Genomic DNA, 13,144 nt, shown 5'->3' with positions numbered 1-13,144 from the left:
CATCCTGCCGATTCGCGAACACCGTTCATCCCCACTCCGTTCAGGCAGGCTGTCATTTCCCCGGATTCGGAAGTTTGCGAAATAGCCACATTTTTACTTGCAAGCCAAAAGGCTTTCGTCTATCTGTCCGCATACATCTTCCGGAGAGTAGCGCAGGTTGGTAGCGCATCTGGTTTGGGACCAGAGGGTCGCAGGTTCGAATCCTGTCTCTCCGACCATAAAAATAAAGGGCTTACGACACATTGTCGTAAGCCCTTTTTCTGTGAAACATTGCCTCCCTACCATCTCCCTACCAGAATTCGTTGATAAATCTCTTTGCTACACGTATCGAGTTGTCAATCTCAACGGATTCTGCCCATGCCACGAACTCACCTGAAAGAAACTCAGGCCCATTATCTATACGTAGAACATCGAGTAACCCTCGATCAACCCGAAGACGCTCAACCACACTGACTATCCGTCGCCTTGTAATAAAGGTGCAAACTCCGACCAGCTCCAACTCACAATTTTATCTCATCGATGACGTTGAATGTCCTCGATACTCCCTTCGGACTTAGGGCTTGCATTACTGTGTCGTTGTGACACAGTAGACTGTATCATTATGACACAGCAGAACCAGCTCTCATCCCGAATAAGGGAGAAAGTAAACAGCTACTGCAAGGACACACAGCACCACGCGACATGCTACACCGCACATCAATGCGCATAGATATTCTGCAATTATTCATACATTACAGTATATTACTCGAAACACAAGATAACGTCTATTGCCGCAGCCCGCTATCATGGAAGTCATGCAGATCATTATCCAAGCAGCGTGGGTCATTTTGGCCGCCTTCTTGCTATAGGGCTGTCGTGTAAATTGAGCGCTGCATGTCAGCCAGTACTGGTTACGTGTCTTATCGGGGGTCACCTTTAGCTGCATCGGAAGGAATATGCTGGTAACCAAATTTGCCATTCCGGAAATCATTTTCGGCAAAGGGAGCGTAAAACATCTCGCCCAATGTGCTCGCAGACTGGGCGCGCGCAGAGTACTGCTGGTCAGCGATGACGGCCTTGAACGGGCAGGCTGGGTCTCCATGGTCAAAGGACTGCTGGAAGAGGACCTGCTGGACTGCGTCTATTTCAACAACGTGGATTCCAATCCGCGCGATCATCAGGTGCACGAAGGGGCGGCTCTGTATCGGGAGTCACAGGCTGACGTGATCATCGGGCTGGGCGGTGGCAGCCCCATCGACGCGGCCAAGGGCATTGCCACTATCGTGGGCAACGGCGGCCAGATACGCGACTACGAAGGCGCCAACAAGATCATGCGCCCGCTGCCGCCCATGATCTTCATCCCCTCCACGGCGGGCAGTGGCTCGGACATGTCGCAATACAGCATTATCACCGACGTGGAGCGACAGGTGAAGATGTCCATCATCAGCCGTTCGCTGGTACCCAACCTTTCCATCATCGACCCCACCATGCTTACCACCAAGACGCCGGAACTGATCATTGCTTCCGCCGTAGATGCGCTGGCGCATGCCGTGGAGTCGTATGTCTCCAAGGCGGCATCTCCGTTCACGGAACATCAGGCGCTGCTCTCCATCCGTCTCATTCTGGACAACATCAACGAAGCCGTGGAAACCCGCTCGCTCCACGCTCTGGAACAGCTCAGCATCGCCAGCACGGCCGCGGGCATGTCCTTCAGCAATGCGGGGCTCGGCATCGGGCACTCTCTGGCGCACTCCATCGGCGGACGCTACGACGTGCTGCACGGACTAGTGCACCCCATCCTGCTGCCCGTGGTCATGCGCTTCAACCTGCCTGCCACGGAGAAGAAGATGGCCCGCATCGGCAAGGAGGTGCTCGGCCCACGCATCTGCTCCGAACGCTGCCTCGGCGAGAAGGGCATAGACGCCCTGCACGAGATGTTTGTCCGACTCGGGGTGACCACTCAGTTACGGGAGATTCTGCCTTCAAATTCCGATCTGGAGGCCATCTGCCGCATGGCGGAACGAGACACCTGCACCATAACCAACCCCAGACAGGCTTCATGGGAAGACCTGACCCGCATCTGCGAGGAGGCATGGTGATAGAGAACACTACCATTCAGGATCTCATCGGCATTGAGCACAGCAAGCTCAACTTCTTTCAGGAATTGCAGAAAACCATAGTGGAACTGAAGGCCAGCCACGAAAAATCCGAAGCCCAGCGCAGGGAGATTGCCGCCATTTTCGACGGCATAACCGACCTGATGATGGTTCTCTCGGAAGACATGCGCATAATATCCGTGAATCATGTTTTCATGGAGATATTTCCCGACGGCGACCCCCGCGGCAAGTATTGCTATGAGCTGTTCACCGGCAACAACGTGCCCTGCCCCAAGTGTCCGGCCTTTCAGTCGCTTCGCTATGACACAGTGAGCAAGGAAACAGCCATTTTCCGCATCGGCAACCGAAACATGCATTTTGAAATGGTTTCCTCGCCGCTGAAGAGCCCGCATCTGAAAGAGCATCAGGTTGTTATCTTCAAGCGTAACGTGACCATGGAAAAAGAGTATCAGGCCAAGTTCTATCAGGCTGAAAAGATGGCTACCATGGGCATGCTGGCAGCAGGCGTGGCACATGAGATTAACAATCCGCTCACGGCGGTTTCCGGCTTTGCGGAAGGCATACGCAGACGCATTCCCAAACTTGAGGGACAGGTGGACGATAAACTCGTCAACGACTTCAAGGAATACACGGACACCATCCTCAAGGAATGCCAACGCTGCCAAGCCATTGTGCAGACCCTGCTCACGTTCAGCCGCCCGACCAAATCCGCCTTTCTCCCGGTGGATATCAATTCAGTTGTGGAAGATACCGTGCGAATTCTCCAACACCATTTCAAGAGGCGGCCCGGCCTCAACGTTGTGCTGCAATTGCAGAAAGGACTACCGCACATCTTCGGTGACGAGGCCCAGCTCAAGCAGGTGGCTCTCAACCTGCTGACCAATGCCGTGGATGCCATTGAGGACAACGGCACCCTCACCGTGAGCACTGCCTTTGCCCAAAAGGCACAAGGGGTGCACCTTATGGTGCAAGACACGGGCTGCGGCATTGCGGAAGACAAACTCAACAAACTTTTCGAGCCCTTTTTCACCACAAAACCTGTGGGCAAGGGCATCGGTATCGGCCTTGCCACCTGCTACACCATTGTACAGGAACATGAGGGAGATATCAGCGTAATGAGTACACTCGGGGAAGGCACGTGCTTTACTGTCACGTTGCCGCAAAAACAGGCAGGAGTACATGCATAGCAAGAGTTACAGCGTTCTCGTCATTGATGACGAGAAATCCATTCTGAAGCTGCTGGAACGCGAGCTGGCCACCACGGAACGCTCGGTTGAGACAGCGGCAAGCGGGCGTGCGGCTCGCGAAAAACTGAATAAGAAGCGCTTCGACGTCATTATTTCCGACATCCGTTTGCCGGATGCGGACGGGCTGGATCTGCTGACAGAATTTCGCAGCATGTATCCGGACGTGGAGATCATACTCATCACCGGCCACGGAGACATAGACAATGCCGTGGAGGCCATGCGTATAGGCGCATATGACTACATTCCCAAGCCCTTCAATCTGGACAGGATAGAACTGGTGGTGGAACGCGCCTATCAACGTTCCTGCCTGCAGCGGGAAAACAGAACCTATCGCCACAGCAAGAAGAGTACCCCGCCCTCCAAGCTGATAGGCAACTCTTCCGTGGTGAAACACTTGCGTTTTCTCATCAACAAGGTGGCCCCCACTGAGGTGCCGGTACTAATCACCGGCGAAAGCGGTGCGGGCAAGGACGTTGTGGCGCATTCCATCCAGAGTGCAAGCGCCCGCAGTGAAAAACCATTCATCATCAAGAACTGCGCGACATTGCAGAAGGAACTTATTCGCAGTGAACTCTTCGGGCACACCCGGGGCTCATTCACCGGGGCCACGGATGACCGCGAAGGTTTGCTGGGTTTTGCCGACACGGGCACCCTCTTTCTGGACGAAATCGGTGAACTGCCCCTTGAGCTGCAAGGCTCGCTTCTCCGCGTTCTCGAGGCTCGCCGCTACCGCAGGGTGGGTGAGAAAACAGAACGCTGCATAGACATTCGCTTCATCTTTGCCACCAGCCGCAATCTTGCGCAGGGAGTGGAGGAAGGCACCTTTAACGAGGCCCTCTATCACCGGATAAACGTCTTCAACATCCAGATTCCGCCGCTCAAGGAACGCAAGGAAGACCTGCCCCTGCTGGCGGAGCACTTCCTTGGCCGCATGGCCGCCAACTTCGGCCAGCAGACACCCACCATATCAGACAAGGCAATGCAGGCCCTTCTGGCTTACAACTGGCCGGGCAACGTGCGTGAACTCCGTAACGTGCTGGAGCGCAGCCTCATCCTCTGCGAGAACAATGTCATTACAGACCGTGCCCTGCCGCAGGAACTGGTGGGCAAGGCGTCTGAACGCCGCAATGGCGGCAACGGCATATTCCTGCTGGAAGAGGTGGAGCGGGAGCACATTCTGCGGGCTCTCAATTTCTTCAATGGTAACCGCCAGCACGCGGCAGAGGCCTTGGGCATAGGCAGGAAGACTCTGTACCGGAAGCTTGAGAAGTATTCTATTTCCTAACATTACAGCTAGATAATCTCTTTTTGGCGGAGCCTTCAATCGAAGGCTCCGCTTCATTTTGCAGCACTTTGAAACACTGTGTCATTCTGACCCAATTCATCCGTCACGCAGGGTCATTTCGACACTGCCACATAACCTACCGGCAAAGCAGGAATTATGTACTCGTTATCTTTCCCGAGTGCAGAGATATTTGCACACCCCTCAATGCAAGTGTCACATCACTTCCTATCGTCAATCGACATAACGCACTGTAAACAATAGATAATCACAATTGGCACAGCGTTTGCCTATAACAGGTATCAACGTTGCGGCGAGCCGTTTCAGACTTCTCATCAACCTCAAGCATTACCTGTATGGTAGGAGAGCGTTATGGCAGTACGAGAGGAAGTGTATGGTTTCTTTATTCCCAGCGTAACCCTTATGGGCATTGGCTCCCACAAGGAAATCCCCAACAAGATTAAAGCTCTCGGTAGCAAGAAGCCGCTGCTGGTAACCGACAAGGGCATCACCGCTGTCGGCATCACCCAACAGATCGTTGATTTGATGAAGGCAAATGGCATGGACTGCATCGTCTATGACGAAACCATACCCAACCCCACCGACAAGAACGTGCACGCTGGCGTTGAAGTCTACAAGAAGAACAAGTGTGACTCCCTGATCACCCTTGGCGGCGGTAGTTCTCATGACTGTGGCAAAGGTGTGGGGCTTGTCGTCGCCAATGGCGGCAAGATTCACGACTTTGAAGGCGTGGATAAGTCCACCAAGCCCATGCCCCCCTATATTGCGGTAAACACCACCGCAGGCACCGCTTCTGAAATGACCCGCTTCTGCATCATCACCGATACCTCCCGCAAGGTGAAGATGGCCATTGTTGACTGGCGCGTTACCCCGACCATCGCTATCGACGATCCGCTGCTCATGATGGGCATGCCTCCGGCGCTGACTGCTGCCACCGGTATGGACGCCCTGACCCATGCTGTTGAAGCGTATGTTTCCACCATTGCAACTCCCATGACCGACGCCTGTGCCGAAAAGGCAATCAAGCTTATTTTCCAGTTCCTGCGCCGTGCCGTTGCCAACGGTCAGGACATCGAAGCCCGCGAAGGCATGTGCTACGCACAGTACCTCGCCGGTATGGCTTTCAACAACGCAAGCCTCGGCCATGTGCACGCCATGGCTCACCAGCTGGGCGGCTTCTACGATCTGCCGCACGGCGAGTGCAACGCCATCTTGCTGCCTCACGTAGAGCAGTTCAACCTCATTGCCAGAGTTGAACGTTTCGCCGAAATGGCAACGTGGATGGGTGAAAACATTGAAGGCCTGAGCCCCAGAGCCGCTGCTGAAAAGGCGCTGGTTGCCATCCGTCAGCTTTCCGCAGACGTGGGCATTCCCGCCGGTCTCATCGAACTCGGCAAGCGTTACGGAAAGGACGTGAAGGCCGAAGATATCCCCACCATGACCTCCAACGCGCAGAAGGATGCCTGCGGTCTGACTAACCCCCGCCGTCCCAAGGACAGCGATGTCATGGCCATCTACCAGGCAGCTCTGTAGCCCATAGCAGGGGGGGAGAAACCCCCTTCCCCCCTCCCGAACATCCTTGCTCTTGCCCAACCCTGCTGCGCTATCCCCGCAGCAGGGAGCAGGAGCCCCTTGCCTAAAAACGGAGTAGAGACTGATGCCCACATCAAGCACAACCGACCGTTTTGACAGTAATTTCCTCAAGGAAGTACAGGAAGGGAGCGAACAGAATCTCACCCGCTGCTACCAGTGCGGTAACTGCACGGCAGGCTGTCCGCTTTCATTTGCCTATGACATTCCGGTCAACCGTATCATGCGCATGCTGCAGGCTGGAGAAAAGCACGCGGTGCTATCCTCCAAGGCCATCTGGCTATGTGCCTCGTGCGAAACCTGCACCACCCGCTGCCCCAACGAAATAGACGTTGCCCGCATCATGGATGTGCTGCGCCACATGGCGCGCCGTGAAGGGCTGGTGGCGGAGCCGCCTGTCCGGCACATGTGGGATGCCTTTCTCAATTCCGTGGAAAAATACGGCCGCGTGTTCGAAGCAGGCATGATGGCCAACTTCGTTCGTCGCACAGGCCGCTTCTGGACCGATGCCGACCTCGCCCCCGTTGCCTTGGGCAAGGGCAAGTTGGGGCTGCGTCCGCACGGCATCAAACATCCGGATGAAGTGCAGCGCATTTTTGCCCGCTTCAGGGAACAGCTTTAGGGAGGCGACATGAGCAAGCAATACGCCTATTACCCGGGATGCTCCGCCATGGGCTCCTCCATTGAATACGATATTTCCACCCGCGCCCTGTGCAAATCGCTGGGTGTGGAACTGGTGGATATTCCCGACTGGAACTGCTGCGGATCAACCCCCGCGCATGCCAGCGACCATCTTCTTTCAGCCAGCCTGGTAGCCCGTAACCTTGCCATTGCCGAGAGCATGGACGTGGAAGGCATCATCACCCCTTGCCCCAGCTGCCTGAAAAATCTGAAGACCACCAGTCTGCGCATGCAGCGCAAGGACTTTCATGAAAAGGTGGAGAGCATTGTGGAACGCCCCGTGCGTGCCGATCTGCCCATACGTTCCGTGCTGCAGACCGTTGTAGAGCATTGCTCTCCGCAGTCCATTGCTGAACATGTATCCAAGCCTCTCAAGAGCCTGAAGGTGGTGCCTTACTACGGATGCATCATGAACCGCCCACCGGATGTCATGACCTTTGATGATCCGGAAAACCCCACAAGTCTGGACAGACTCATGGGTGCACTGGGGGCAGAAGTGCTCCCCTTCCCGCACAAGGTGGACTGCTGCGGTGCCTCGCTGGGCCTCGTGCGTCGCGAGCTGGTCACCCGTCTTTCAGGCCGCATTCTGGACGCAGCAGCCTCGCTGGGGGCAGACGCCATTGTCACGGCCTGCCCCATGTGCCAGCTCAACCTTGATCTGAGGCAAAACCAGATCAACAGAGCAAATGGAACGCAGCACAGCATGCCGATTTTCTATTACACCCAGCTTGCCGGTCTGGCACTGGGCCAGAGCGAATCCTGCCTGCGTATGGACAAGCTGTGCGTCAGCCCGGCAAAAGCCCTGCAACAGGTCGGGGCTCCTGCCCAAGAGGAGCGTGCACGATGAATATTGGAGTTTTCGTGTGCCACTGCGGATCCAACATCGCAGGCACCGTGGATACGGAGAAGGTGGCGGAAGCCGCACGCAGCTTCCCTGACGTGGCCTTCTCCACAGACACCATGTACGCATGTTCGGAGCCTGGGCAGGCGGGCATCATAGATGCCATTAAGGAATACGGGCTGGACGGCATAGTCGTCGCATCCTGCACACCGCGCATGCACGAGGCCACATTCCGCAAGACGCTGGAACGCGCCGGTCTGAACAAATACCTCTTCGAAATGGCCAATATCCGCGAACACGTGTCGTGGATCGGCAAGGACAAGGAGGCTAACACCAACAAGGCCACTGAGTTGGTCAAGATGGCCGTGGCCAAGCTGCGCAACAATACGGAGCTGCACGCGGGCGAGTTCGAGATTAACAAGCGTGTCATGGTCATCGGCGGCGGCGTGGCGGGAATTCAGGCGGCACTGGACTGTGCGGACGGCGGACTTGAGGTGATTCTCGTGGAACGCGAATCCAGCATCGGCGGCAAGATGGCCAAGCTGGACAAGACCTTCCCCACCGTGGACTGCTCAAGCTGCATTCTCGGTCCCCGTATGGTGGACGTTGCCCAGCACCCTAACATCACGCTCTATGCCATGTCTGAAGTGGAAAGCGTGAACGGCTTTGTGGGCAACTTTGATGTCTCCATCCGTAAAAAGGCCACCTATGTGGATTGGGAGGCCTGCACCGGTTGCGGACAATGTATGGAGAAATGCCCCAGTAAAAAGGCAGAAGATCACTTTAACGAAGGCGTGGGTACCACCACGGCCATCAACATTCCCTTCCCGCAGGCTATTCCCAAAAAAGCCGTAATCAATGCCAACGCCTGCATCATGCTTTCCAAAGGCAAATGCGGAGCTTGCGCCAAGCTGTGCCCCACACAGGCCATCCGCTTTGAGCAGCAGGACGAAGTCGTTCAGGAACAGGTGGGCGCCATCATCGCGGCCACCGGCTACGATCTGTTCGACCACACCCTCTACGGAGAATACGGCGGCGGCAGATATCCCGATGTCATCACGTCAATACAATATGAACGCCTGCTCTCGGCATCCGGCCCCACGGGGGGGCACATAAAGCGCCCCTCCGACGGGAAGGAGCCCAGGAACGTCGTGTTCATCCAGTGTGTGGGCTCGCGCGACCCTTCCGTGAACCGCCCATACTGTTCCGGTTTTTGCTGCATGTATACAGCCAAGCAGGCCATTCTGACCAAAGATCACATTCCGGACTCTCAGTCCCACGTTTTCTACATGGACATCCGCTCGCCCGGGAAGCTCTATGACGAGTTCACCCGCAGGGCCATGGAAGAGTATGGCGCTCGTTACATACGCGGCCGAGTTTCCACCATTCAGCCCCGCAACGGCCACTATGTGGTCAAGGGCGCGGATACCATCATGGGAACGCAGGTTGAAGTGGAAGCCGATCTCGTGGTGCTCGCCGTAGGTGCAGAAGCCTCCAAGGGCGCGGGAGAACTGGCAGAAAAACTTCGTATCTCCTACGACGGCTATGGCTTCTTCATGGAAGGGCATCCCAAGCTCAAGCCTGTGGAAACCAACACGGCAGGCGTCTATCTGGCCGGTTCCTGTCAGGGCCCCAAAGACATTCCCTCATCCGTGGCTCAGGGCAGTGCGGCTGCAAGCAAAGTGCAGTCGCTGTTCTCCAAGGACAAGCTCGCAAGCGATCCGCAGGTTTCCAGCGTTGCCATGCAGCGCTGTGTGGGCTGCGCAAAGTGCGAGTCAACCTGCCCCTTCGGAGCCATCGAAATGACGGAGTTCCGCGGCATGCCCAAGGCCTCAGTGGTGGAAACCGTCTGTCAGGGTTGCGGCGTATGCGCGGTAACCTGTCCGCAGGGGGCCATTCAGCTCCAGCACTTTACCGATAACCAGATTCTTGCCGAGGTGAACGCCTTATGCCCGTACTAGAAGGAAAAGAACTCCGCATCGTGGGATTTCTCTGCAACTGGTGCTCTTACGGTGGCGCAGACACTGCAGGGGTTGGGCGCTTTGCCCAGCCAACGGACCTGCGCATCATCAAGCTGCCCTGCACAGGGCGCGTAAATCCGCTCTTTGTGGTGCGTGCCTTCCTTAATGGCGCGGACGGAGTGCTCGTTTCCGGCTGCCACCCCGGCGATTGTCATTATACCGCAGGCAACTTCTACGCCCGCAGACGTCTGGAAGTTCTGCGTGAACTGCTGGATGTAATGGGTATTCAGCCCGAGCGCTTCCACTACACGTGGGTTTCCGCTTCCGAAGGGCAGAAGTGGAAGCAGGTAGTCTCGGATTTCACCGCCCGAATCCATGAACTCGGCCCGGCGGCATCCTTCAGCAACTGCCCTGCTGTCACGGTAGAAACCGGCATGAAGGCCGCCATCTGAGGAGACCGACGCATGGTACAGCATACTCAGGAGCTTCGTAAGCTCATCGCACAGGCCCTGCCCGAACTGGACGTGGTGCTGGCTTGGACATCCGGCTCCAACCAACTGGCCAGTGCTCCGCTGTTCATCACGGCAGAGGATGATCTGGACAAGCTGGATTTCGGCCCCATGCATGTACAGAACCTTGCCGCCTATCTGCCGTCCCTGAAGGGGCGCAAGGTAGGTATTGTTACACGCGGTTGCGACAGCCGCACTATTATCGAGCTGCTGCAGGAAAAGCTGATCAACCGAGACGAGATAACCATCTTCGGCATCCCCTGCACCGGCGCTGTGAACATCCGTAAAGTGCGCGAGGCCGCAGACGGCCAACGGCTGCGCTCCGTGGAGGCAGGCAAGGACATCGTCTCCGTCACCACGGACGAAGGCGTCCGCACCATCCCCATGCAGGATGTGCTGATGGAGAAATGCTACAACTGCCCGAGTCAGACTCCGCTCATTCACGACCACATGGTAACGGAACGCAATGGCTGCCACATGACCGGCGAAGCTCCGGAAAGTACGCTGGACAAGCTGGATGCCATGGAGCCGGATGCCCGTTTCGCCTTCTGGGAAGAGAGCATGGACCGCTGCATACGCTGTTACGCTTGCCGCAACGCCTGCCCGCTGTGTGTCTGCAAGGATAGCTGCGTGGCGCAAAGCCGCGACCCTCACTGGGTTGATCTGTCCGACAATCCCCGTGAAAAGCTGATGTTTCAGGCCATACACGCCCTGCACACTGCAGGACGTTGTACCGAATGCGGGGAATGCGAGCGCGCCTGCCCTATGGGCATTCCGATTCTCGCCATGAAGCAAGCCCTGAACCGGCGGATCAAGCATTTGTTTGATTATGAGGCCGGCATGGATATGGAGAACACTCCTCCGCTCTTCATGTTCCGCCAGCAGGAAGAACACATCAAGGAGAGGGATGCACGATGAGTACCGTACGTTTTCTCAAGGCCCGAGACATCGCCCCGTGGCTGGAAGAGTTAAGCCGAGATTTCACCGTGCTAGCACCGGCACAGCACGGCAGCTCCATTGTATTCCGCGAATTCGATCCCGCACGCGGCATCGAGCTTTCACAGCTCTCCACCACGCCCGCCAAAAGAGCACTGCTGCCTCCCTGTGAAACGCTCTTTGAGTATGAAACGACCAAAACGCTTGAGCCGCCCTATAAGACAAGCATTGAGCTCAAGCCTACTCTGCCTGAGGGAAAGAGCGTGGTCTTTGGTGCTCGCCCCTGTGATGCCCGGGCCATGCAGATATTCGACCGCGTATACAACGGTGATCAGGTCAAGGATCCCTACTACACAGCACGTCGCGACAATGCCACCATAGTTACCCTTGCCTGCTCGGAACAGGAAGAAGCCTGTTTCTGCGACAGGGTGGGAGGCAGCCCTGTGGACGCCACTGGTTCAGACATTCTGCTCACCCCCCTTAAAGCGGGCTACGTGGCTGAAGCACTTACTCCCAAAGGTGAGAAGTTGCTCAAAAGCACAAGCTTCATGAAGGCTGAAGGCCTGCGGCAGGAGGCGCTCAACTCCCGCAACAGAATATTGGAGCAGGTGCCCGAGCGCAGCTCCTTCCTTGATATGGAGCGCAACCTGCTCTCCCTGTTCGGCGATCTGGGGTTCTGGGACAAGACGGCGGAAGCCTGTCTGAGTTGCGGGGCCTGCACCTATCTGTGTCCCACCTGTTACTGCTTTAATATCACGGACGAAACACGCGGAGAATCCGGCAGGCGGATACGCACGTGGGATAACTGCATGTCCAGCCAGTTCACCCTTGAAGGCAGCGGTCATAACCCGCGGCCATCAAAGGCGCACCGCATGCGCAATCGCATAGGCCACAAGTTCAGCTATTACCCGCAGCTACACGACAAAACGCTGGCCTGCGTGGGATGCGGCAGATGCGTTTCCAATTGTCCGGTTTCATTCGATATTCGCAATGCCGTCGCCTGCGCCATACAACAGGCCGGAGCCATTCAGGAGCAAGCCCATGACTAGCAATCCGCCCAATGTGTATCTGCCGGATATGGCCACCATTGTGGAGGTGGTGCAGGAAACTCCTGCCATCAAAACCTTTCGCGTGGTCCTGAACAGCGAAGAGAGAATGCAGGCTTTCAACTTCGAACCCGGCCAGGTGGGCCAACTCTCCGTTCTCGGCGTTGGTGAATCCACCTTTGTCATCAATTCACCGCCCACCAGAAAGGACTACCTTCAGTTCAGCGTCATGAAGGTGGGCGAACTGACCAGTCGACTGCATCGCCTCAAAGCTGGAGACCAGATCGGCGTACGGGCTCCGCTGGGCAATGCCTTTCCCTACGAATCCATGAAAGGCAAAAACATCGTGTTCATCGGCGGCGGCATCGGTATGGCTCCGCTGCGCACGCTGCTGCTTTTCATGCTGGATAACCGTGCGGATTACGGTGATATCACCCTGCTCTACGGAGCCCGCAGCCCCCGAGACATGGCCTACGGCTATGAAGTGGAAGAGTGGCTGCAACGCAAGGACATGCGCACCGTGCTGACCGTGGACAACGGCACGCCGGAGTGGAAGCACAAGGTAGGCCTCATTCCCAACATTCTACGTGAAATCAATCCCAGCCCCGAAAATACCGTTGCCGTGACCTGCGGCCCGCCCATCATGATCAAGTTCACGGTGCAGGCGCTGCAGGAGCTGGGCTTTGACGACGAGCAGGTTGTCACCACACTGGAGAAACGCATGAAATGTGGTGTGGGCATCTGCGGTCGCTGCAACATGGGCACAAGCTACGTCTGCAAGGACGGGCCCGTGTATACGCTGGCACAACTCAAACAACTCCCCAACGAGATGTAGATATTCCGAACCTCCATTCTTTCGTGGGGGCGGCGCGGTGCCGCCCCTGCGAAGGATGTTCCCGGCTGGCGGTCCGCTGCGCAGCCGCAGCCAGGAAAG

The 13,144-nt window shown here is 56.5% G+C and carries 11 protein-coding genes, 1 tRNA gene and 1 pseudogene; 12 read left to right on the top strand and 1 reads right to left on the bottom strand.

Annotated elements, in window-relative coordinates; genetic code table 11:
* The first annotated feature begins 141 nt into the window (after positions 1 to 141).
* A tRNA-Pro gene (locus N1030_RS03955) sits at positions 142 to 218 on the top strand.
* Between the two features lie 128 nt (positions 219 to 346).
* Here the strand turns inward: N1030_RS03955 and N1030_RS03950 are convergent.
* Positions 347 to 536, bottom strand: a pseudogene (locus tag N1030_RS03950) (IS3 family transposase); the annotation flags it as partial.
* A 399-nt stretch (positions 537 to 935) separates the two neighbouring features.
* Between N1030_RS03950 and N1030_RS03945 the strand changes: the two are divergent.
* The 11 genes from N1030_RS03945 (at position 936) to N1030_RS03895 (ending at position 13,045) form a co-directional block, all read left to right on the top strand.
* Positions 936 to 2,078 (top strand): iron-containing alcohol dehydrogenase, encoded by a 1,143-nt coding sequence (locus N1030_RS03945; protein WP_265827811.1) that lies wholly within the window; start codon positions 936 to 938, stop codon positions 2,076 to 2,078.
* On the top strand, positions 2,072 to 3,283 hold the full coding sequence (locus N1030_RS03940; RefSeq protein WP_265827809.1) for a two-component system sensor histidine kinase NtrB: 1,212 nt from the start codon (positions 2,072 to 2,074) through the stop codon (positions 3,281 to 3,283). Before N1030_RS03945 ends, N1030_RS03940 begins: the two co-directional genes overlap by 7 nt.
* Positions 3,276 to 4,628 (top strand): sigma-54-dependent transcriptional regulator, encoded by a 1,353-nt coding sequence (locus tag N1030_RS03935; protein ID WP_265827808.1) that lies wholly within the window; start codon positions 3,276 to 3,278, stop codon positions 4,626 to 4,628. The genes N1030_RS03940 and N1030_RS03935 overlap by 8 nt, the downstream gene beginning before the upstream one ends.
* Before the next feature lie 369 nt (positions 4,629 to 4,997).
* Positions 4,998 to 6,179 carry an iron-containing alcohol dehydrogenase gene (locus N1030_RS03930; RefSeq protein ID WP_265827807.1) on the top strand — a complete coding sequence of 394 codons (1,182 nt, stop codon included), beginning with the start codon at positions 4,998 to 5,000 and terminating at the stop codon, positions 6,177 to 6,179.
* Positions 6,180 to 6,303: 124 nt separating this feature from the next.
* Positions 6,304 to 6,858 (top strand): 4Fe-4S dicluster domain-containing protein, encoded by a 555-nt coding sequence (locus tag N1030_RS03925; RefSeq protein WP_265827806.1) that lies wholly within the window; start codon positions 6,304 to 6,306, stop codon positions 6,856 to 6,858.
* A 9-nt stretch (positions 6,859 to 6,867) separates the two neighbouring features.
* Positions 6,868 to 7,764, top strand: a complete 897-nt coding sequence (locus tag N1030_RS03920) for a CoB--CoM heterodisulfide reductase iron-sulfur subunit B family protein (protein WP_265827805.1) — start codon at positions 6,868 to 6,870, stop codon at positions 7,762 to 7,764.
* Entirely contained in the window at positions 7,761 to 9,719 is a 1,959-nt protein-coding gene (locus tag N1030_RS03915; RefSeq protein ID WP_265827804.1) for a CoB--CoM heterodisulfide reductase iron-sulfur subunit A family protein, read from the top strand. Before N1030_RS03920 ends, N1030_RS03915 begins: the two co-directional genes overlap by 4 nt.
* Complete coding sequence (locus N1030_RS03910) at positions 9,707 to 10,171, top strand: hydrogenase iron-sulfur subunit (RefSeq protein WP_265827803.1); 465 nt, start codon at positions 9,707 to 9,709, stop codon at positions 10,169 to 10,171. The genes N1030_RS03915 and N1030_RS03910 overlap by 13 nt, the downstream gene beginning before the upstream one ends.
* Before the next feature lie 12 nt (positions 10,172 to 10,183).
* Positions 10,184 to 11,146, top strand: a complete 963-nt coding sequence (locus N1030_RS03905; RefSeq protein WP_265827801.1) for a 4Fe-4S dicluster domain-containing protein — start codon at positions 10,184 to 10,186, stop codon at positions 11,144 to 11,146.
* Complete coding sequence (locus tag N1030_RS03900) at positions 11,143 to 12,213, top strand: 4Fe-4S dicluster domain-containing protein (RefSeq protein ID WP_265827800.1); 1,071 nt, start codon at positions 11,143 to 11,145, stop codon at positions 12,211 to 12,213. The genes N1030_RS03905 and N1030_RS03900 overlap by 4 nt, the downstream gene beginning before the upstream one ends.
* Positions 12,206 to 13,045 (top strand): FAD/NAD(P)-binding protein, encoded by an 840-nt coding sequence (locus N1030_RS03895; protein WP_265827799.1) that lies wholly within the window; start codon positions 12,206 to 12,208, stop codon positions 13,043 to 13,045. The genes N1030_RS03900 and N1030_RS03895 overlap by 8 nt, the downstream gene beginning before the upstream one ends.
* The last annotated feature ends 99 nt before the right edge of the window (positions 13,046 to 13,144 follow it).

The sequence above is a fragment of the Desulfovibrio mangrovi genome (assembly GCF_026230175.1).
GTDB lineage: Bacteria > Desulfobacterota > Desulfovibrionia > Desulfovibrionales > Desulfovibrionaceae > Halodesulfovibrio > Halodesulfovibrio mangrovi.
This window is presented reverse-complemented; position numbering and strand designations above follow the sequence as displayed.

Bases quoted from the DNA above. Each gene is read 5' to 3' on its own strand.
- N1030_RS03900 (WP_265827800.1), top strand. From the start codon at position 11,143: ATGAGTACCGTACGTTTTCTCAAGGCCCGAGACATCGCCCCGTGGCTG.
- N1030_RS03905 (WP_265827801.1), top strand. From the start codon at position 10,184: ATGGTACAGCATACTCAGGAGCTTCGTAAGCTCATCGCACAGGCCCTG.
- N1030_RS03935 (WP_265827808.1), top strand. From the start codon at position 3,276: ATGCATAGCAAGAGTTACAGCGTTCTCGTCATTGATGACGAGAAATCC.
- N1030_RS03910 (WP_265827803.1), top strand. From the start codon at position 9,707: ATGCCCGTACTAGAAGGAAAAGAACTCCGCATCGTGGGATTTCTCTGC.
- N1030_RS03930 (WP_265827807.1), top strand. From the start codon at position 4,998: ATGGCAGTACGAGAGGAAGTGTATGGTTTCTTTATTCCCAGCGTAACC.
- N1030_RS03945 (WP_265827811.1), top strand. From the start codon at position 936: ATGCTGGTAACCAAATTTGCCATTCCGGAAATCATTTTCGGCAAAGGG.
- N1030_RS03920 (WP_265827805.1), top strand. From the start codon at position 6,868: ATGAGCAAGCAATACGCCTATTACCCGGGATGCTCCGCCATGGGCTCC.
- N1030_RS03925 (WP_265827806.1), top strand. From the start codon at position 6,304: ATGCCCACATCAAGCACAACCGACCGTTTTGACAGTAATTTCCTCAAG.
- N1030_RS03915 (WP_265827804.1), top strand. From the start codon at position 7,761: ATGAATATTGGAGTTTTCGTGTGCCACTGCGGATCCAACATCGCAGGC.
- N1030_RS03940 (WP_265827809.1), top strand. From the start codon at position 2,072: ATGGTGATAGAGAACACTACCATTCAGGATCTCATCGGCATTGAGCAC.
- N1030_RS03895 (WP_265827799.1), top strand. From the start codon at position 12,206: ATGACTAGCAATCCGCCCAATGTGTATCTGCCGGATATGGCCACCATT.